The following is a 20122-nucleotide window of genomic DNA, read 5'->3' as shown; positions in this document are numbered from 1 at the left end:
AGCAGTAAAAGCTTATCCGTCTTTAAGTAGATGATGGATAGGCTTTTTTTATAATATAAATTTATTTTTATGATATGTAGAGCGTTTTCATAATGTTAATATACATGACAAAAGAGGTCTTTCGACTTAAGTGATAACAGATCATTTGTAAGAAATCTATCTATTTAGCATCTAATTTTGGTAGAATAGGTTCAAAGTATAATCAAAGCCGTATTAAAACTGACATCACGAGTATGCTTAGTGTTGACGATCCCTATAGAGAGGGGCATGAAAGCATTAGGCGGCAGGGGGGAGGACATGATGCGAAAGAGCTGGTACAGGAGATTGCTTTTTTCCTATTTCCCGATTTTTATGTTAACGGTGTCGATCCTCATTTTTTTATCCTTCCTGATTGTAAACGAAATATCGCGCAATGAAACTGGAAAGGCGAATCGGATTACAACCGGATTTGTAATGGACAGTGTGGAGAAGTCGCTGACAAAGGTAGAAATGGACGTATTAAGCGAGGCGGAGACGAACAAGAGCTATGGTTCTTTTCTGAATGGGCAGGCGCAAAGTGGCAGCACGATGCTGTATGGGCTAGTTGGAAGCCTACGCGCGCTTAAGGATAATCATGAACTGGTACATTCCGTTTATATTTATCGAACGAAGGATCACACGGTGTTAACGAGAAGTGGACTTCAGGATGCTTTGACATTCGGTGATTATCCGTATATTGAGCAGGCTCTTCGGTCGGAGGATCGGCAGTGGTCACCTGTGCGGGAATGGACGGAGCCGGGAACACATACGTCAGAACGTGTGATTTCGATGCATAAGCGCCTCCCGTTGCCTTTTGGAGGACAAGGGCTGCTGGTAATCAATATCGGTGTGTATCCATTGCAGCAAATGATTGGTCAAATGACGAATCCGACAGTTTCCTATCTGGTGATTAATGATGCTAGCGGTCAAACTATTTATCCAGCTGCATCCGGTACAGAAGATGCTGTAAAAGCAGAGGATGGGCAGCAACTGACTCATCTGATGTCCCCCCGGCTGGGATGGAGTTTTGAAAGTGGTATTCGTGCCGGACAGTTGTTCGAGTGGGTGTCTGTTATCTCTTACGTCTGGATTGTAGTTGGATTGGCTGTTGTTATATTAGCGGTGATCTACATTATTTATGTGACCCGCAGAAATTACAGGCCAATTCAGCTGATGATGCAGCGTATTCAACAACTGCCCAGCCGTCCGGGTGAGGAAAACAACAAGGACGAGCTGTGGATGATTGATCATGCGTTGCAAAGTCTGATTCGGCAAACGATCGATTATGAACAGCAGGAGCATGCGAATATACTCATTCGGCGGCGGCAGCTGTTTCTTGATCTTATGGAAGGTACAGGCACCGAAACGGTAGAGCTTCGGCTGAATGATCTTTCTCCTTTTGCGGATGGCGGGAAGAGAGGTGTTACTCTGGTCTATGCTGTCATGGTGGTAGAGCTACACGATCTGGATCTGCCACAGACAGCAGACGGCACACCAACAAGTAGCAGGCGTTTAGAGGATCATGGGGGCGAAGATCAGCGTCTAAGCCTGTCGTTGCTTGGTGTGGTGCAGGAACTAGCAGCTACCTATGGATGGCAGGGCTGGGCAGAATGGATGAGTCGCGAAAGAATCTCCATTTTATTGCGGAAAGAGGTAGGTGATGGGGAAGGCTTACTGAGTGTGAAGCTGCAAGAAATGGCACAAACAGGCTGTGAGTGGCTGCATGGGCATCTGGGTGTACAGCTCACGATTGGGATAGGCGGCCAGATTCACGAGTTAGAGCATATTCAGGATTCTTATCGGTCCGCCATTTCTGCCCTACGGTACCGGTTAACGCTGGGAGTGCGTGATATTGTGACCAGTGATCAGGTTCCGCAGGCCAATGACATTCCATTATACTCATATTTGCCGCTGATTTCGGAGACGATTCGTTCTTTTCGGCTGGCGAGCCACGATTGGCGTGTACAGCTGGAAGGACTATTTGAAGCGATGGAAACAGACAAGATGAAGGATGGAGATATTTTAACGGTAATGCAGTGGATGCAAGAGCTGCTTGAACGGGAAATGCGTGAGATGAAGGATGTATCAGGGGCGCTGGATCGGTATTTTAACGGGCCGGAAGGAGAAAGATGGAAATGTGAGGTCGAGTCTGCTTCTTCATTGGCTGTGATGCATGCGCTGATGTTAGAGCACATGACCACTGTGTATCGGACTTATGTTGCCGCCAGTGAAACCAAAAGCTACCGGGCTATGGTTAGCGAAATGAAGCAATATATTGAAGAGCACTATACGAATCCGGATTTATCGTTAAATCATTTGAGTGAACGTTTTGATGTGTCACCTAAATATGCTAGTCATCTATTTAAAACAGAATTTGCTATGAAATTCGTCGATTTTTTGACTCGGCTCCGTATGAATCATGCCCAGCAAATGCTGTGTAATACGACCGAAACAGTTCAACATATTGCGACTCAGGTTGGTTATGCCAATTCGATTACCTTTGGGCGGGTATTTAAGCGGGTAGTCGGCGTAACGCCGGGAGATTATCGCAAGCTGAGATTAAAACCGGAGGATTCATTAACAGGGGGAGCGCTATAGGCGCTCGCCTTTTTTGTTTTTCATTAAAAGGGGGAGTAAAGCGCGTCAGTTTATGGGGCGGAATTTAGTTTATTGCGGCACAGGTGTTCAAATGCGATACTTATGTCCATATCTTGAACCTACAGGGCGTCAACAGCCGATGTATTGGCAGGCATGATGGCGAACCGGAATGACGGAGGATGGCTATGGCGGACATGTATGTACAAAAGCAACACAGGGATGAGCCGAAGGCTTCCGGCTGGGCCGCAGGCATTGATGTTGGCGGGACGAAGACGCTGATCTGTATCGGTACAGCGGAACAGCAAGTAGTGGTGAGGCATAAATTTCCAACGATTCATACGAAGGATGCCCATTTTTTCTTTGAGAGTTTATTCGAGGAGCTGGAACATTGTCTAAAACAGGAAGGTTTGTCGCTGGCACAGTTAAAAGGCATAGGCATCGGTTTCCCCGGTGTGGTAGATAACGATAGCGGAACGATTACCCACGCCCCGGCAATCCCGTGGAGTGTTCAAGATCGTATACATGGCGACAGTACGCATGGTGGTAATGCGCATGAAAGTATACGATCTATTGTTGCACACCGATACAGTGGTCGCTTGATGCTGGATAATGATGTGAATATGGCTGCTTTGGGAGAACAATGGTTAGGGGCAGCTCAGGGATTACGGCATGTGATGATGATAACGGTGGGAACAGGTATCGGTTGTGGCCTTATTTTAAATGGAGAGATGTATAAGGGAGCCGCAGGCGGAGCAGGTGAAATGGCTTATTGGATTGCAGGCGAGGAACAGGCACGGCAAGCAGCAAAACAGAAGGGGACGGATGAGTTCGGTGTGTTCGAATCTTTAACATCGGGTACGGCGATAACGCGCAGTGTAAAATCAGCACTCGCCTCTGGCATACCAGGTACACACATGATCCGGCTAGCAGGAGGAAACAGGGACGAGGTAGGGGCTAGACATGTATTGCAAGCGGCGTCCGAAGGGGATGTAGAAGCACGGATGATTATAGAGCCTGCACTAGTGCATATGGCGATGGCTTTGACGAATGTGATCAGCCTGCTGAACCCGGAAATGATCGTTGTAGGTGGCGGTGTAGCAGAAGGTAACACGTATTATTTGGATGAAATTCGGCAAAGAGTAGCCTTATGGACGGATATTCCTTGTACTATTGTACCTGCTGGTCTAGGTAATGAAGCCGGGGCCATCGGAGCATTGGCTACGATTCTGGACAGCTCGGTACGCTAAACAACAGGGAGGTTTCCAGATGGTAGGCTCACAAATGCTGAAGCTACGAAGCTTCTATTTGTTTATTGGCTTGGCAGGGGGCATGTTTAATCCGTATTTGACATTACTGCTGGTTCAGAATGGATTAACGAGCAGCAGTGTCGGTGTTCTGATGGCAATTGGTACGCTGGTATCCATTTTGGTTCAGCCGATATGGGGAATTATTGTGGATCAATATCGTCAAATGCGGCTGGTGCTCATTTTGAGTGTAGCGGTTCCGGGAATTATGGCTGTATGTTATCAGTCGGAGCGTTTTGTTCTGATGGCGCTTGTGTATTCCATTATGGCAATATTTACGGCAACGCAGGCGCCGATTGCGGATTCCTATGCGATTGTAGCGGCCAAGAAGGCAGGAACGACCTATGGCAGCATACGATTTATGGCGAGTATAGGCAATGCGGTGGGCGGTTACGCCGGGGGGCTATTTGTATCGCTGTTATCTGTGACTATGATGTGGGTGCCTTTTTTGGTGCTGAACAGTCTTGCGGCCCTGACTGCGCTGGCGTTGCCGAAAAATACGGAGGAAGATCTCGTGCTGCGCAAATCGTTTTCGGACGGCATTGGTCAATTGATCCGCAACAGGACATTTTTAATATTTTTAGGGGGCAGTTTTTTAGTAAATCAGACGTTAACCGCATTCAACACCTATTTTGTATTGGCCTTTAAGATGTCGGGAGGACTTACGAGTTTGGTCGGGGTTGCTCTGCTGATTGCGTCCATTACGAATGTCCCCTCCATGCTGCTCGCTTCACGAGTGATTCGAAAGATTGGGTTAGAGAGAACTCTTTTGCTAGGGGCAGTCGCTTATATGATTCGATGGGGAATTCAATTAGCTTTTCCCGACCCTACCGTTATGATTGCTGTGCAGGTGCTGCACGGATTGTCATTTGGTTTTTTCTACATCGCAGCAGTCGAGTATGTTTCACATGTAACTGAAAAGGATATGCAAGCGACCGGACAAAGCGTGTTCAATATGGTATTTGCCGGGCTGGCAGGGATTGTAGGTAATTTGTTAAATGGCTTTCTTCTTCACGCTGGAGGGCCGCAATTAATGAACCTGGCGTGTCTGATCAGTGCAACCTTGGGGGCGTTAATGATGGTTTATGTATCACGTAGCCGTAAGGATGGGAAAACTGGGAAGGTACGCAAGCTATCCATGAGCCTCCCTTCAGAGACTTCACAGTAGGAGTAGTGACGTTAGTATTTCATTGAAATTAACAAAATGTAGTGTGAGCATCGAATCCCTGATGAGGGTGAGGATGCTCTTTTTTTCGTGTGAAAAACTTTTAAATCACGTGATATGGAACTATAGCTCACACGAAACGAATAAAGAAAATGGTTTATTCACAGGAAAATAGTGATTTTTAATAAAAGTAAGCGCTTCATCATATTCAGCAAACGCTTTCAATCAACCGGTTTATGATTGGGAAACTAGTTTATTGTCAGTTTTCCTGCGGTCATGTCATACTAAGGCACATCCCGGATCAAAAGGGACAGACTCATGCCGATGCATGAAATGTCATAACCTCCTCATCAGAAGAGGCGACGAACGGGAAAAGCAGACAAAGGGGTGTTCAGGAATGAGTGGGAATAAGGCTGAAGGAACATTGAAGAAGCTTCGTCTGCTGCTTGCAGCTACGGTTGCACTGTCGATTGTATTGAGCGGATGCTCGTCGGGTGAGGCGGACAAGGCTTCGACCGCTACCGGAAACAAGGCTGGTTCATTGAAGGTTGAAATTTTTGACAGAGGCAATACACCTCAGGGCTATACCATTACTGACAGCTATTTAACCCGATATGCAAAAGAAAACTTTGGCAAACCCAACGATATTGATCTGACGTACGTACCCGTTCAGCGCTCCGAAGAAGTAACCAAGCTGAATGTTCTGATGGCTAGCGGTGGTGATGTACCTGATATCGTGTTCACTTATGATTCTGGAACCTTTGAACGGTATGCGGAGCAGGGTGGACTGACAGACTTGACCCCTCTGCTGAATGAGTACGGCCCAAATCTTAAAAAATTCCTCGGTGAAGATACGCTCAGCTACGGTCAGGTGGGGGGCAAGCAGTTCGCCATTCCCGGCAAGCGTACCATATTAGGAAAATATTCCTCTTTTATTCGCCAGGATTGGCTCGATACGCTGAATATGCCTGTTCCTAAAACGACAAATGAACTATACAACACGCTAAAAGCGTTCAAGGAAAAAGACCCTGGCAAGACCAGCGGCAAGGTCGTTCCACTGGGGATGACGATGGAGCCGGGGCAATATGATCCGCTGTTGTGGTCTTTTATTAAGCCAGTGACAGATGAGCAGAAATATACGCTAACCCAAGAGCTGGGTTCCCGTGACTATCCAATCCTGCTACCTGGATTCAAGGATGGAGTTCAGTTTATGAACAAGCTTTACAATGAGAATCTGATCAGCAAGGACTTTGGTCTGGATAAGGACAAAAAACAGCTGACTCAGGATATTCAAAGCGGAAATACCGGTTTTTTCAGTGAAGATTACGACAACATCTATTATAATGACTCCGCCTATCCGAATCTGTTGGCTAACCAGTCCACAGCGAAGCTGACTCCAATGGACCCTTATACCAACAGTGAGGGTAAACACGCCAAGCCAGAATTTGCATCCAATGGACTCTACATTATGGTACCTAAATCCAGTGAGCATGCGATTGAGGCGATCAAGTATCTCGACTGGATGTCTTCCGAGAAAGTGCTGCTTGATATGCAAAATGGTGTGGAAGGCGAGAACTATACCTTGAAAGACGGAATTCCAGTTGCCAAGGAGAAACCCACACAAGAAGCGCAGGATCGTATCTATAATCAGGGTGATGTGGTCATTATTGCGAATGGCAAGATTGCAGGAGACGATAACAAAAACAAGGAAGCCTTTGTTTTGGGCATGCCGTCCCAATTCCAGGAGGATGTTCGCAAGGCGATGGATATTTCCAGCACGGACACAATTTCACCAGTGAAATTTGACCATCCGATTAAAGCCGAGTCCAAATACAGTAACTCATTGCTGGATAAGTTTGACGAAATGGTCGTTAAATCTGTGATGGTGCCTCCGGCGCAGTTTGATGCAACATTCGAAGCGGCGTTGAAGGATTATATGGTGAGCGGTGGTCAAGCGATATTGGATGAGCGTACCGAAGCTTATAAGGCCATGACAGGCAAGTAAGAAGGCGGAAAGTAAAGGAGGAGACAGCGCATGAAAGGGAACGTTTACTTCCGCAGATATTGGCAATTATACGCGTTGCTTGTGCTGCCCCTGGCCTACTTCATTGTGTTCAAATATGGTCCGATGTGGGGCGTACAGATCGCGTTTAAGGATTTTAACTTTTTTCAGGGAATTACAGGGAGTGAGTGGATCGGGTTCGATGCGTTTAGAGAAGTGTTTCGTATGGACGATTTTTATCGAACGCTGCGCAATACCATCGTCCTAAACCTGCTTGATTTGCTGGTATCTTTTCCAGCACCTTTAATCTTGGCGATTTTGCTCTATGAAATGAAAGTAGTCTGGTTTAAAAAGCTGTCACAAACGATTTTGTACGTTCCCCATTTTATTTCGTGGGTGATTATTGGCGGGATTGTGTACCAGGTGTTTGGCACGCAGTCCGGCATGATCAACAATGTGCTTACTTCACTGGGGTTTCAGGCGATTCCATTTTTGACAGATAAAAATGACTGGGTACTCACCTACCTGCTGACAGGGGTGTGGCAAAGTGCAGGCTGGGGAACGATTTTGTACCTCGCAGCCTTGACCGGGATTAACCGGGAATTGTTCGAAGCTGCCGAGGTAGATGGTGCAGGACGCATGAAAAGAATTTGGTATATTACGATCCCTGGCATGAAAACGACAATTGCAACGCTGCTTATCATTAATTTGGGTAATATGATCACCATTGGCTTTGATCGTCCTTATGTAATTGGAAATGTAGCAGTTCGAGATTATTCCGATGTACTTAGCACGTTTGTATATCGCATCGGGATGGAGTCCGGGCAATATACGCTGGCTACGGTGGTGGGCCTGTTTCAGGCTGTGGTTGGTCTCATCTTCGTATTAAGCGCTAACTATGCCTCCAAGAAACTGACAGATGAAAGTATTATGTAAAGGAGCTGACATCTGATGAGTGAACGTACTGCAAATCGCACCTTTGATATCGTAACCACCGTGTTGGTGGCTGTGGCTGTACTGCTGTGCTTGGCCCCGTTTATTCACATTTTGTCTATTTCCTTTAGCTCAAACCGTGCCATTACATCCGGGGAAGTTACTTTGTTCCCGGTTGAGTTCAATTTAAAAGCATACGGAAAGGTCTTTTCCGATATGAGCATGATCCGTTCGCTTGGGTTTACGGTCATGCTGACGGTGATCACGACAGTGCTGAGCATGTTAATGACAATTATCGCAGCATATCCATTAACGAAGAAACACCTAAGAGGTCGTAAAACGATTATGTTCATCATTGTAGTAACAATGTTTTTCAGCGGCGGCATCATTCCTGAATACATTCTGGTGCGCGACTTACATTTGTTGAATAATATGTGGTCCCTTATTTTACCCGGTCTGATCAGTCCGTTTTATTTAATTATTCTAATTTCTTTTTTTAACGGGATTCCGGAAAGTTTGGGAGAAGCAGCAGAAATTGATGGCAGCAGCCAGTTCGGCACTTTGATTCGGATTGTACTGCCGCTGTCCCTGCCCGTGCTGGCGACATTAAGCTTGTTTTATGGTGTAGGCCGTTGGAACGGATTTCAGGATACGCTGATGTATATTCAAAACCCCGATTTGTTCCCGTTACAGCTCAAGCTGTATCAAATGATTCAAAATAATATGGTATCCGAGCTAACCAGGCTGGAAGGAGCCAGTGGCGCAAGAATTACGCCCGAAGGGTTGAAGGCAGCAAGTGTCATTTTTGCAACGGTTCCAATTCTGCTAGTGTATCCGTGGCTGCAAAGATATTTTGTCAGCGGCGTGATGGTGGGAGCGGTGAAAGGATGATGACAATGAAGGCGAAGGGGGAATATTCTTTTTCCACCTGTTGGAATATTAAAAAGCATACGGTCGGCCGAGAACTTGTAGAGGAAATCCGTCAGTTGGGCTTTAGCAGGGTGGAGCTGAACTATAACATTACCCGGGAAATGCTGACGACGATTGAGCCTATGATTGAGCGGGAAGAAATCGGCATATCGAGTGTGCATAATACATTTCCTCATACACCAGACCCGGATTACGGCACGGATTCCGTTCTGCTCGGGTTTGACGATGAAAGCAAGCGAAAACGTGCGATAGAGCTGCTGGTGCAATCTGCTGAATATGCGCATCGTTATGGTGCAAAAGCGGTAGTTGTGCATCCCGGAGAGGTTCCATTTCCATATGATATCAGTGAGGAACTAGAGGATATTTTCAATGAGCAGGGCAGGGATTTTGCTGCTTATCAAACGTTATGGGGCCAAATGCTGGAGCGTCGGAATTCACTGAGTGGGCACTATGTACAACGCATCCGTGATAGTCTGGAAGAAGTGTGTGACCGCATCGCATCCAAGGGATATGATGTAGCCATTGGCATTGAAACGCGTTCACGCTGCTATCAGATACCTACGTTGCAGGAGGCAAAGACGATTATAGATCGTTTGAAGGGTGCACCTGTCTATCTGTGGTATGACATTGGCCACGGTATGATTATGGACCGAATGGGACTGTACGACAACGCCAAGGAAGCCAATGAAATGATCGACTATATTCTCGGTGTTCATATTCATGAAACCATTGGATTATCCGACCACTGGTGCCCTTATATTCATAGTGGTGATCTGGAGTTCTTCGATCGTTTCGTGAATATTATCCGGCAGGCCCCTATTAAGGTTTATGAGCTGAAAGCAGCTTGTCGGCCGGAGGATATTGAACGTAGCCATGAGTTGCTGACAAGTAAGATAGCGAAGCTTCAGCCGCAAGGATGATAAACGATTATGCATATTACAGGGGTTGAGAGGAATGTATAGTAAAATCGTAGCGATCAACGATGCCTGGGTAAAACCAGGTATGGACCATCAGGTACTGGATGCTGACAGCCGTTATTACGGCGGAGTGACTGATGATGAGAATGGAATCGCTTGGCCTAATCATTCGGTCGGGACTCCTGCCGCAATGGCGATCTGGGCGGCAGCGCTCGTCAATCCGGATTCTGTATATTATCGCAAGGAGGATGTACTCATCCGACTGGAGCTGGCTGCACAGTACATGCTACGTGTGCAGCATGAGGACGGTTCTATTTCACCGGGCTGGACCAATTTTCACTCGCCACCGGATACAGCGTTCGTGGTGGTAGGCTACGCCCAGGTCTATCAGCTGCTGGTTGGTGACGACTGGCTGGAGCTGCGCCGGGTGATTGATGCCATCCGCTTGTTTCTGGAGCGGACGATTCCGGTCATGCTGACCGGAGGTTGCCATACGCCAAATCACCGTTGGGTATTGTGTGCTGCGCTGGGATTTCTACATGAGCTGTTTGACCTGCCCGAGACGCTCGTGCGGGCCGAGGCTTGGCTAGCCGAAGGGCTGGATGGGACGCCAGATGGCGAATGGACGGAGCGCAGCAACGGAATTTATAATGCTGTTAGCGATATTATGCTGATTCATGCTGCCCGATTACTAAAACTGCCGGAGCTACTAGAGTCGGTACGCCGTAATTTACGCATGATGGTGTACCTTGTCCATCCTGATGGCGAAGTGGTCACAGAGTATTCAGGGAGGCAGGATTTTGGGGTGGTCATGAACCTATCTTCTTATCTTCTACCATATGCCATGCTGGCTACAGAGGATGAGGACGCTATATTTGAAGCGATGGCTGTCGCCGCTATTCAAGTCATGGATCATCCTGGCGGTGCTCCTATCAATGCGGCTGTGCGCTTTTTACTAGATCCGCGTTTGCAAACTCGTAAAGTATCGTCAGCTATACTACCTGTCACCTATAACCAACTACTGAACGGAGACTTCCCAAGGGCTGACTATCTGAGTCGAATGGATGAGGCAGGCCATCACCAGCAGATTTATCATAGCCGACTGCATACGGACTTTGGAGCGCCAGTCGTTCGATTTCGGCAGGAGGATACCAGTGCCACGCTGATGACCGAGGCTTCATCGTTCCTATCGTTGCGGCACGGAGATGCACGATTATTGGCGGTTCAGGCTGCATCGTATTTCTCGCCTGGTTTTGTACCCATGCAGAAGCTGACAGCTCACGAACATGGTTGGACTTTGTCGGGCACACAGGTCAAAGGTTATTATGGCCCTGTAGCGACCTTAGATCTGCCGCCTACCTCGCAGGAGGAAGTCAGTCCGTGGTACTTGCTTCCGCATCACAAACGGCCATTAACCCATGAACAAAAGCATGAAATTCGGGTCGATGTGGATCGTCAGGGTGATGTGTGGACGCTTCGTTTTCGCTCAGAGGGTCCAGTAGATTGCATGGCACAGATTAGTTTTATTTTTGGGCGCGAAGGACGCTTCACTTGCGGGGAATACCGGCTGTTTAACGAAACGGTTCAATGTTGGACTGGTGGTATGGCGCGCTATGAATCTGGGAATGCGTGGTTTGAGCTGATGGGAACAACCGTAGAGCATATGGCTAATTCGGTAAGGGGAGCCACTCTCCCCATGGATTGCCATACATTGCTGGTCAACTGGATGGCTCCGTTTGATCAGACGATCCGCATTCGTATGTCGCCTTTACCTGTGAGTGAAGTCTAAAACACAGTAAGCATCTATTTTTCGGGGATGAGGTCAATTCCCGGAGAACGGATGTTTTTTTTATGTTCATTTATGCAGGGGTAGAGCGCTTCCATTGAGCTTGAAGCCATTGTGGTGTACACTGTCCAGAACAGGTGTAAATTGGAACGTCAGGAAGGCAGGACGGTTACAAGGAGGAAAGACACATATGTATGCCCGTTTAAGATCGTTAAATTATCCACTAAAACTCTATGTTTTTTTAGCACTGGCCTTATGCTCCGTAATCAGTACATTGTGGATCATTAACGTGCGACTGCCCTCAGGGGGCCGCCCTTATCTTTTTATTTGGTGGAATATGATGTTGGCTTGGATTCCTATGCTGTTGACGCTACTGCTTGATGTAATGTACAGCTCGTGGAGGCGGGGAACGAGAACATTTTTACTCTGGGTTACGGGGGCGGCATGGCTTTTCTTTTATCCCAATACACCCTATTTGATCACAGATTTGCTGCATGTATTCGCCAGATATCCATTTCTCGGGGAGCAACGTTTCTGGGGAAATCCGTACTTTTGGAATCATGTACTGGGAATGCTGCTGGTAGCCGTACTTGGCCTGACAATGGGTTTTGTATCGCTCGAATCCGTACGACAATTGGTACAGCGTGCACGTGGTGGGCTTGTTAGTTGGCTGTTTATGCTGGCGGTACTCTTGTTGAGCAGCCTGGGTATTTACATTGGCCGTTTCTTTCGAGGGAACACATGGGATATTGTTTCTGCGCCCTCTCAACTGTATGCACAGGTATCTTCCATATGGGCAGACTCCTTGCAACGTACTCATTTTGTGGAGTTTAGTGGGATGGTATTCGTCATTTTGCTCGTCAGCTATGTATCCACGATGTGCGTAGTCTGGATGGGGAACAACCGCCGGGACGAATGGCGTCGCTGGTGATTCAATTGTAGCTGAGTGGCTGAATATTATCAAAAAATGTAAAAATAAAGGAGGAATAGCTACAATGAACGGACAGAATCGATCCGATATCCGCGCTGGTCTTCAGGTAGATATTGTACTTAAAAAGGATCAGCCTACCGGTAAGCTGACACGCGGAACGGTGAAAGATATTTTGACCAATTCCCCGCGTCATCCGCATGGAATCAAAGTGCGTTTGGCAGACGGACAGGTTGGGCGTGTCAAACATATCGTAACGAACGAAGGCTAGAGCTTTGGGCTGAGGAGGAATGAAGATGAACCAGGCAACGGCATGGTCTAAAAATGATCGCTACCCGCTTGTTTTACTTGTATTGCTGGCGCTTGCCCTCATTTGGTCCTTGATTCGCCCGGCGGATTATTTTACATGGGTACTGGAAGTTCTCCCGGCGGTTTTGGGAGCTGTGCTGCTGACGGCTTTGTACCGTAGATTTCGGTTTACCAATCTGGTATACACCCTAATCTGGCTGCACGCATTGATCCTGATTGTCGGTGGACATTATACCTATGCCGAAATGCCACTGTTCAACTGGATTCGGGATACGTTCGGACTGGAGCGCAATTATTATGATCGACTTGGGCATTTTGTACAAGGTTTTGTACCTGCACTCATTGTCAGGGAAGTGCTGTTGCGTAAAACGGCCTTGGGAAGCGGGAGCTGGCTCACTTTCCTCACGGTTAGTGTGTGTCTTGCGATCAGCGCTGTGTACGAGCTGATTGAGTTTGCTGTAGCCAAGGCAACCGGAACGGCAGCAGAAGCCTTTTTGGGCACACAAGGAGATGTATGGGATACCCAATGGGATATGCTTCTTGCGTTCATCGGTGCCTTGACCGCAGTGATTTTGTTGAGTGGGGTACATAACAAGCTGCTGAAACAATTAAGGTATTAGCAGAATTTATCTACCTCGCCTTTACATGCTATCTGGAATTTCGCTGTTTTTGAAGTCAAGGTGTAGGGTTGCTGCGTCCATGTAGCTGTCCAGTAGCCGTTCAAAAATACGGTCCCACGTCTGCTCCAGGCTGTAGGCTCTACCCGCTCTGGACATCGAATCGCGAAGTGAGGCATCCTCGTACAATAGGTGTACAGCTTTGGCAAAGGCAGCGGCGTCCCCAGAAGGACACAATAGCCCTGTTTTTCCATGGATTAGATTATCTTTTACCCCGCCTTCATTGGCACCGACCACAGGTGTACCGCTCGCCATAGCCTCCAGTACAACGTTGCCGAAGGTTTCCGTGGTGGAAGGGAAGAGAAATACGTCGGCTGCGGCGTAGAGTTCAGCTAATTCCGGGCCTTTCACAAAACCAAGCCAGTGGACTGCATGCTCCGGCACTCCTATATCCGCTGCAGTTTTGACCTTATACAATGGACCATCTCCTGCAATGACCAACACAGAGGCTGCGCGGACGTCGTCGGGTAACTGGAGATAGGAATCCAGTAACGTGTCTATCCCCTTTTCCGGTGCAAGCCTGCCCACATACAAAATAACAAATGCATCTGCATGAACGCCCCATTTCTTCCATACTGCATTCCGGTCCACCTTTGGTTGAAATCGGTCAGTATCAATGCCTCTACTCCAGATCTCGAGCTGCCCCATTCCTTTATTGCGCAACAATTCCATGGTTGATTGAGAAGGGACATACACCCTTTCGCAATGTCTGTGAAACCAGAGCATGTATTTCCATAACGCAGGTTCAAGCCAGCGAAGCTTGTAATATTCGAGGTATTTATCAAAGTGGGTGTGATATGAGGCGACGAGTGGAATATGGTGTTTGGCTGCGTAGCTTGTTCCATAGAGGCCAAGGTTAAACGGAGTAGCGACATGAATCAAATGCGGGGAAAAGGCTGACAGACGCTCGTTGATCTGTTTGGCGTTGGGGATCGCAAGTCTGCATTCCCAGTACAATAAAAAGGGAATACTTCGAAATCGCTCCACACCCGGCCCAGAGGGCAGATGATGGTCTGCCTCCGGTGCGAAGACGAGCGTAGATACTCCATGTGTCTCCAGATAGCCAACCCATCGTTCCAGGGTCAGAGCAGCGCCATTCACGTCAGGCGTATACGTATCCGTAAATAATGCAACTCGAAGCATGCCTTCATTCCTCCTCCGCCATTCTCATTTATCCTATGACGTTCCAGGGGAGTCCGCTTGGAGGCTCCGGCTTTTATTGTGTCATGATTTTGTTTACGAGCTTGCCGGGTTTTGTAAAAGCTGGCCCGCGGACGGGCGCTTTTCTCGGAACATTCTGTAATAGACGAGGGAAGACAAAATATAGAAAACACCTGTCATGCTAAATGTGATGGCATAGCCCCAGTAGTTGCCATAAGTTGTAACTAAATAGGCTTGTACAGGTCCCATACCTGCGGTGCCTAGCATCCAGGTCGTCTGGAGAATGGAGTTGGCAATGCCACGATTTTTATCTGACACACGTTCGACGAGAATGGCGGTTTGCAGCGGATTGGCTGCATTCATTAGCGCTTGCCTGAATAGAAAGCTGATGGAAGCGATCCATAGCACGTTCGTAAAGCCTGTAATGAGAAGGAACGGTAGCGAAAGCAGTTGGAAGCCAACTACAGCTCTGACCAGTCCAATTCGGCTACCGAGGGTAGGTCCGATCAACATGGAGAGGATGGTCATGAGCTGGCCGAGTGCAATCAGTAAACTCATTGCGCTGAGCGATACGGAGAAGCGGTTCGTAAAATACAAATTAAGATACGGGATGACCAGACCTGAACCCAGTCCAAGAAAAAACTGGGCAAGAACAAATTGTCCAATAACCCGGCGATCAGAAGCAGCAGCAGGCGTCTCCGAGGCAGGGATATCGGATGTACTGTGCGGCGTATGTACTTGTTCTGTTTGAGGTGAAGATTCGGCAGGAGCTGGTGCTTCTAAGGTTGCCGTAGTTTTTGTGATGAATAATAGAGGAATAAAAGCGGTCAATGTTGCCATTCCTCCAAGGAACAGAGCAACCCGCAGACTGGATAGCGGTGTGATTCCCCACGTCTGCAGCCCATCTGCGAGTACACCACCCCCGAAGCTGCCCAGGACCTGGGCTGCCAGTACAAGAGCTGAGTAATAGCTGAATATTTTTAAACGTTGGGCTTTACTTATGCTTTCCGCTAAAAAAGGCACAGCCAGCACCTGAATAAAGGCGGCGAATACACCTGAGATTACGGCAAATACCAACATGCTTCCGCTGGTATCTGTAAAGGTACGGGCGAGAAAGGCCAGACCGCTGAATAACGCGCCGATGACCAGCATATTTTTGCGGCTCGTCCGATCCCCCAAAAATCCGACCGGAATGAACAGCAACGCCGTCGCTAGCGCTTGCATGCTGACCACTTGGCCGTTCATATCATCGTCAAAGCCAAGTTTTTGGATATACAGGTTGTACAGCACAGAAAACATGCCTGTACCCATCTGGTACAGCAGATTGGCCATAAAAAACAATCGGATATTACGCGGCCACTTTCGGGGCTCTTCTAACATTTTGCTAATCCATGACACGATGAGTTCCTCCTGTGACGTTGTTGCAAATAAGTTAATTCTGTTGATATGTATTCTATCAGGAACTGTACATTTCATAAATATTCCTGATCTCCGATTGTTTTGGGTAATAATAAAGCATGGACTTTACATTGAATTTTCATTATAGTAATTCGGTATGAATAAATTTGAAAGGTAAGCAGGAGGGATGGCTTTGGCTTTTGGAGCACGGGTGTTAAAAACGGGAATCGCAGTGACGCTCGCCCTTTTTCTGAGCACGCTTTTGAACACCCATTCGCCTGTGGGGGCAGCGATAGCCGCTATTTTTGCTATGCAACCGTCGATATATAGGTCGTGGCGTTATTTTCTGGATCAACTCCAAACAAGCACACTAGGTGCAATCATGGCGTTGCTGGGCGGAATGGTATTTTCGAATGAGCCGATTGCAGTCGGACTGGTATGTGTATTGGTGCTTATGATATGTCTGAAAATAAATATGGCTGATACGGTTGGATTGACACTTGTGACCGTTGTTTCTGTAATGGAAGCCTCAGGGGACTGGAAATTTGCGGTGACCCGCTTTGCGCTCACTTTGATTGGGATTGTGTCTGCTTTTGTCATCAATGTTAGCGTTTTTCCCCCGAAACCGAAAAGGCAGTTTATTAATCAGATTCAAAATGTATTTAACAGCATGTCTTTGTTGCTACGTACTGCCATTTCCGATGAGATTAAGGAGTCTGTCTTTAAAGAGGAAAAAGGAAATTTGGAGGGAGCCATTAAATCGCTGTCGGACAAATATCATTTGTTCGAGGAAGAGCAGAAGAAGCTCAAGCGCTCTAAGTTTAGTCAAACGAGACAAATGGTAGTATACAAACAAATGCTCGGAAGTTTGCACAAGGGATATGAGGTACTGGATGCAGTGGAAAGGCACTACTTCCAGTCTTTACGGCCAAAGGGAACGGATGCTTTTTTTGACAGTCATCTGGAGCTACTGATTCGTTTTCACGAGCATGCTCTACTGAAATTCGAAAATAAGCTAAAACCGAATGAGGACGAAAGTGAATTGTTTCAGCAAGCCAACGGCGAATTTATGAAGCATGCGATTACACGTTTTGACCATTGTCAGGAGGGGATGCTGCGGCTTTCCATTGTAGCTGCGGCGATGTACGACTATGGTCATCAGCTGGAGAGGCTGAGCAGACTGGCCGATCATATTCATCCTGTGGAAGAGAGTAGATAGGCGAATTTCCTAAAAGAAAAGCGACCGCATTCATCAATCAGATGGCTGGTCGCTTTTTTATGTAATGAATTCAATTATGTAAGAACAGGTTAATAGAAGGTTGCCAGAACGCACAAAAAAAAGCCCGCTGGTTGCGAACAGGGACCGAACTTGATACAATAGAGGATGCTCTGTTTTATGGTGAAAACATATGCATAAGTTGTGAATTACACTTCTTTTTACATTATAGCATGCTTCAAAGGTTTAGTCAATTTTCCCGGATCAGGGGGATGCCGCGAGTATGCCCGGGTCCATAATAGAGCATAGTTTGTACGCAAGGGAGCCCTGCGTGGAGCAGGAGGAAACGGAACAGGAGCGATGTCAGTGACTACTGAACAGCAATGGAATGAAGAACAACGAAGAGTAGAAGATGTGACCGCAGTGATTAGCGGGCGTATTCGGAAGCTAGAGACAGAGGTTGGTTCTGTGCGCGGAGATGTCGTCGATATGCGTAAAGACTTCTGGGATGAGGTAACGATCAATTTCAGTGAGGCAGATGATGTGGGCGAGACGTCCACCAGTTTGCGTCAGCAGTCTGAGATTTTGTCTGAGCGGGAACGAAGACACAAGCATTCTACAGAGGCGTTAGGTCGTTTGAAAAAGTTGCTTGATTCACCGTATTTTGCACGCATTGATTTTGCTGAGGAAGGGCAGACTGCGGAACGTGTTTATCTGGGGATTGCCTCCCTGCTGGATAATCAAGATGAGGAGTTTCTGATCTACGACTGGCGCGCGCCTATTTCCAATCTTTATTACGATAACATGCCGGGGCCCGCTTCATATAAGACCCCGGCAGGGGAGATGGAAGGGGAACTCACGCTTAAGCGTCAATTCTCGATCCGTGATGGACAGATCCGTTTTATGTTCGATACAGGGGTGACGATTGGAGACGAACTTCTTCAAGCAGTATTGAGCCGCAGCTCGGATGCTCAAATGAAAAGTATTGTAGCTACCATCCAAAAGGAGCAGAATCGCATCATCCGTGATGATCGAAGCCGGATGCTCATTGTTCAGGGGGCGGCAGGAAGTGGCAAAACCTCTGCTGCGCTTCAGAGAGTAGCGTATTTGCTGTATAAGTACCGGGATCGCTTACGAGCGGATCAGGTCGTGTTATTTTCGCCTAACCCGATGTTCAACAGTTATGTATCGACAGTATTGCCTGAATTGGGTGAGGAAAATATGCTTCAGGCCACGTTTCAGGAATATTTGGAGCGGCGTTTGGGCCGGGAGTTTCAGTTAGAAGATCCATTTGAACAGCTGGAATATGTGCTTTCAGCGTCGTTACAGCCTGGGTATGAAGCCAGGATGGAGGGTATCCGCTTTAAGTCGTCCAAGACGTTCTTACATGTGATTACAAGCTACAAGACGTATTTGGAACAGGAGGGAATGCGTTTTAAACCCATCCGCTTTCAGGGACGTGAGGTGGTTTCAGTAGAGCAAATGGCACGCAAGTTTTATGAATTCGACTCTACGGTGCGGCTGGCGAACCGATTGGAACTGCTGCGGGATTGGATGCTCAAAGAGCTGGCCCGCTTTGGTAAGGAAGAATGCTCCGCCCCATGGGTGGATCAACAGATGGATCTGATGGAGCCGGAGGATTATCAGCGTGCCTATAACCGCATGCGCCGTAAATCCAAGAATAAGGGCGATACCTTCGACGATTTTACGCGTGAAAGAGAAATATTGGCGCGTATGGTGGTCAGTGACCGCTTAAAGCCCCTGCGCAAATGGATTAAGGCGCTTCGCTTCGTAGATACGACCCGGCTCTACAGCGAGCTGTTTATGAACGAGACGCTATTGAGTCAACTGGCGAATCATGTAGAGCTGCCCGTCAGCTGGGGTGAAATTAGTCGACAAACTCTGGAACGAATTCAGGCTGGGGAGTTAGCGTATGAGGATGTGACACCCTTTTTATATTTGCGTGAGCTGATGCTGGGTTTCCGTTCTAATAGCAACATCCGTCACGTGTTTATTGATGAGGCACAGGACTATTCCCCATTCCAACTGGCTTTCTTCAAGCGCTTATTTCCACAGGCTAAAATGACGGCACTGGGTGATTTTAACCAGGCTATCTATGCCCATGCCTCGGTGCTTCAGGATGCAGAGCCATTGTATGATTTGTATGGTGCAGATCAGACCGAAATGATTTCCCTGACACGAAGCTATCGCTCAACAAAGGAGATTGTGGAATTTACCCGGGGGATGGTCGCTGGGGGAGAGCACATTGTACCGTTTAATCGTAAGGGTGAGAAGCCTCTTGTAACCGAGGTGCGTTCGCGTGAAAAGTTGCATCAACGGATAGCTGGGAATGTCACAGAATTGTTGGCGGAAGGCTATGAATCCATCGCGGTGATTTGTAAAAATGCTGACGAAAGCGCGGCAGCCTACGAAGCGCTGGAAGGAAAGCTGTCAGTGAAGCCAAAATTAATTAAGAAAACAACGCCTGCTTTCGAAAAGGGGATTCATATCATTCCGGCCTACCTGGCAAAAGGCGTGGAATTCGATGCGGTCCTGATTTATGACGGGTCAGCGAAACAATACCAGCGTGAGAGTGAGCGTAAGTTATTCTACACCGCCTGTACGCGAGCGATGCATCTGCTGCATATTTATAGCATAGGGGAGATTACGCCATTCGTGAGTTTACGGGATTCGGATACGTATACCCGCAAAGTGGGAGAAAGTGATCGTGTTCTATAGAGAGGACATTGGCAATCAGCTGGGGGCAAATACCTTAGAAA

The 20122-nt window shown here is 47.5% G+C and carries 15 protein-coding genes; 13 read left to right on the top strand and 2 right to left on the bottom strand.

The genetic code is table 11. The annotated features are described in order from the left end of the window. Positions 1-297: 297 nt before the first annotated feature. From ACQW03_RS02110 to ACQW03_RS02060, 11 genes are all read left to right on the top strand, one after another. Positions 298-2616 (top strand): helix-turn-helix domain-containing protein, encoded by a 2319-nt coding sequence (locus tag ACQW03_RS02110; RefSeq protein WP_220031094.1) that lies wholly within the window; start codon positions 298-300, stop codon positions 2614-2616. A gap of 185 nt (positions 2617-2801) precedes the next feature. Then, entirely contained in the window at positions 2802-3863 is a 1062-nt protein-coding gene (locus tag ACQW03_RS02105) for an ROK family protein (protein ID WP_441948051.1), read from the top strand. 19 nt (positions 3864-3882) lie between these two features. Continuing rightward, complete coding sequence (locus ACQW03_RS02100; protein ID WP_076292595.1) at positions 3883-5088, top strand: MFS transporter; 1206 nt, start codon at positions 3883-3885, stop codon at positions 5086-5088. Between the two features lie 394 nt (positions 5089-5482). Continuing rightward, the gene (locus tag ACQW03_RS02095) at positions 5483-7090 is read left to right on the top strand and encodes an extracellular solute-binding protein (protein WP_441948049.1); all 1608 of its coding nucleotides are present in this window, start codon (positions 5483-5485) and stop codon (positions 7088-7090) included. A gap of 30 nt (positions 7091-7120) precedes the next feature. Beyond that, the gene (locus ACQW03_RS02090) at positions 7121-8023 is read left to right on the top strand and encodes an ABC transporter permease (RefSeq protein ID WP_220031096.1); all 903 of its coding nucleotides are present in this window, start codon (positions 7121-7123) and stop codon (positions 8021-8023) included. Between the two features lie 15 nt (positions 8024-8038). Continuing rightward, positions 8039-8911 (top strand): carbohydrate ABC transporter permease, encoded by an 873-nt coding sequence (locus tag ACQW03_RS02085; RefSeq protein WP_071640347.1) that lies wholly within the window; start codon positions 8039-8041, stop codon positions 8909-8911. After that, on the top strand, positions 8908-9870 hold the full coding sequence (locus ACQW03_RS02080) for a sugar phosphate isomerase/epimerase family protein (protein WP_441948046.1): 963 nt from the start codon (positions 8908-8910) through the stop codon (positions 9868-9870). Before ACQW03_RS02085 ends, ACQW03_RS02080 begins: the two co-directional genes overlap by 4 nt. A gap of 34 nt (positions 9871-9904) precedes the next feature. Continuing rightward, on the top strand, positions 9905-11656 hold the full coding sequence (locus ACQW03_RS02075) for a hypothetical protein (protein WP_441948044.1): 1752 nt from the start codon (positions 9905-9907) through the stop codon (positions 11654-11656). Between the two features lie 187 nt (positions 11657-11843). Beyond that, entirely contained in the window at positions 11844-12584 is a 741-nt protein-coding gene (locus tag ACQW03_RS02070; RefSeq protein ID WP_441948042.1) for a DUF1361 domain-containing protein, read from the top strand. 64 nt (positions 12585-12648) lie between these two features. Continuing rightward, a complete protein-coding gene (locus ACQW03_RS02065; protein WP_013309792.1) occupies positions 12649-12852 on the top strand; it encodes a YwbE family protein in 204 nt (67 codons plus the stop codon). Positions 12853-12877: 25 nt separating this feature from the next. Then, entirely contained in the window at positions 12878-13510 is a 633-nt protein-coding gene (locus ACQW03_RS02060) for a DUF2238 domain-containing protein (protein ID WP_071640354.1), read from the top strand. A gap of 21 nt (positions 13511-13531) precedes the next feature. On the opposite strand, the gene ACQW03_RS02055 is transcribed toward ACQW03_RS02060, so the two are convergent. Both ACQW03_RS02055 and ACQW03_RS02050 read right to left on the bottom strand, forming a co-directional pair. Beyond that, complete coding sequence (locus tag ACQW03_RS02055) at positions 13532-14710, bottom strand: glycosyltransferase family 4 protein (protein WP_441948039.1); 1179 nt, start codon at positions 14708-14710, stop codon at positions 13532-13534. A 93-nt stretch (positions 14711-14803) separates the two neighbouring features. Beyond that, entirely contained in the window at positions 14804-16126 is a 1323-nt protein-coding gene (locus ACQW03_RS02050; RefSeq protein ID WP_441948037.1) for an MFS transporter, read from the bottom strand. A 187-nt stretch (positions 16127-16313) separates the two neighbouring features. Here ACQW03_RS02050 and ACQW03_RS02045 point away from each other — a divergent pair, with 187 nt between their 5' ends. Continuing rightward, entirely contained in the window at positions 16314-17345 is a 1032-nt protein-coding gene (locus ACQW03_RS02045; RefSeq protein WP_175405266.1) for an FUSC family protein, read from the top strand. Between the two features lie 357 nt (positions 17346-17702). Further along, positions 17703-20081, top strand: coding sequence for an RNA polymerase recycling motor HelD (helD, locus tag ACQW03_RS02040; RefSeq protein WP_441948035.1), 2379 nt, complete (start codon positions 17703-17705; stop codon positions 20079-20081). Positions 20082-20122 lie beyond the last annotated feature (41 nt).

This window comes from Paenibacillus sp. DRB1-1 (assembly GCF_052119485.1).
Classification (GTDB): Bacteria; Bacillota; Bacilli; order Paenibacillales; family Paenibacillaceae; genus Paenibacillus; species Paenibacillus polymyxa_B.
The sequence above is the reverse complement of the archived record's forward strand: the minus strand, read 5'-3'. Positions and strand labels throughout refer to the sequence as shown.

Bases quoted from the DNA above. Each gene is read 5' to 3' on its own strand.
- ACQW03_RS02110 (WP_220031094.1), top strand. From the start codon at position 298: ATGATGCGAAAGAGCTGGTACAGGAGATTGCTTTTTTCCTATTTCCCG.
- ACQW03_RS02105 (WP_441948051.1), top strand. From the start codon at position 2,802: ATGGCGGACATGTATGTACAAAAGCAACACAGGGATGAGCCGAAGGCT.
- ACQW03_RS02100 (WP_076292595.1), top strand. From the start codon at position 3,883: ATGGTAGGCTCACAAATGCTGAAGCTACGAAGCTTCTATTTGTTTATT.
- ACQW03_RS02095 (WP_441948049.1), top strand. From the start codon at position 5,483: ATGAGTGGGAATAAGGCTGAAGGAACATTGAAGAAGCTTCGTCTGCTG.
- ACQW03_RS02090 (WP_220031096.1), top strand. From the start codon at position 7,121: ATGAAAGGGAACGTTTACTTCCGCAGATATTGGCAATTATACGCGTTG.
- ACQW03_RS02085 (WP_071640347.1), top strand. From the start codon at position 8,039: ATGAGTGAACGTACTGCAAATCGCACCTTTGATATCGTAACCACCGTG.
- ACQW03_RS02080 (WP_441948046.1), top strand. From the start codon at position 8,908: ATGATGACAATGAAGGCGAAGGGGGAATATTCTTTTTCCACCTGTTGG.
- ACQW03_RS02075 (WP_441948044.1), top strand. From the start codon at position 9,905: ATGTATAGTAAAATCGTAGCGATCAACGATGCCTGGGTAAAACCAGGT.
- ACQW03_RS02070 (WP_441948042.1), top strand. From the start codon at position 11,844: ATGTATGCCCGTTTAAGATCGTTAAATTATCCACTAAAACTCTATGTT.
- ACQW03_RS02065 (WP_013309792.1), top strand. From the start codon at position 12,649: ATGAACGGACAGAATCGATCCGATATCCGCGCTGGTCTTCAGGTAGAT.
- ACQW03_RS02060 (WP_071640354.1), top strand. From the start codon at position 12,878: ATGAACCAGGCAACGGCATGGTCTAAAAATGATCGCTACCCGCTTGTT.
- ACQW03_RS02055 (WP_441948039.1), bottom strand. From the start codon at position 14,710: ATGCTTCGAGTTGCATTATTTACGGATACGTATACGCCTGACGTGAAT.
- ACQW03_RS02045 (WP_175405266.1), top strand. From the start codon at position 16,314: ATGGCTTTGGCTTTTGGAGCACGGGTGTTAAAAACGGGAATCGCAGTG.
- helD (WP_441948035.1), top strand. From the start codon at position 17,703: ATGTCAGTGACTACTGAACAGCAATGGAATGAAGAACAACGAAGAGTA.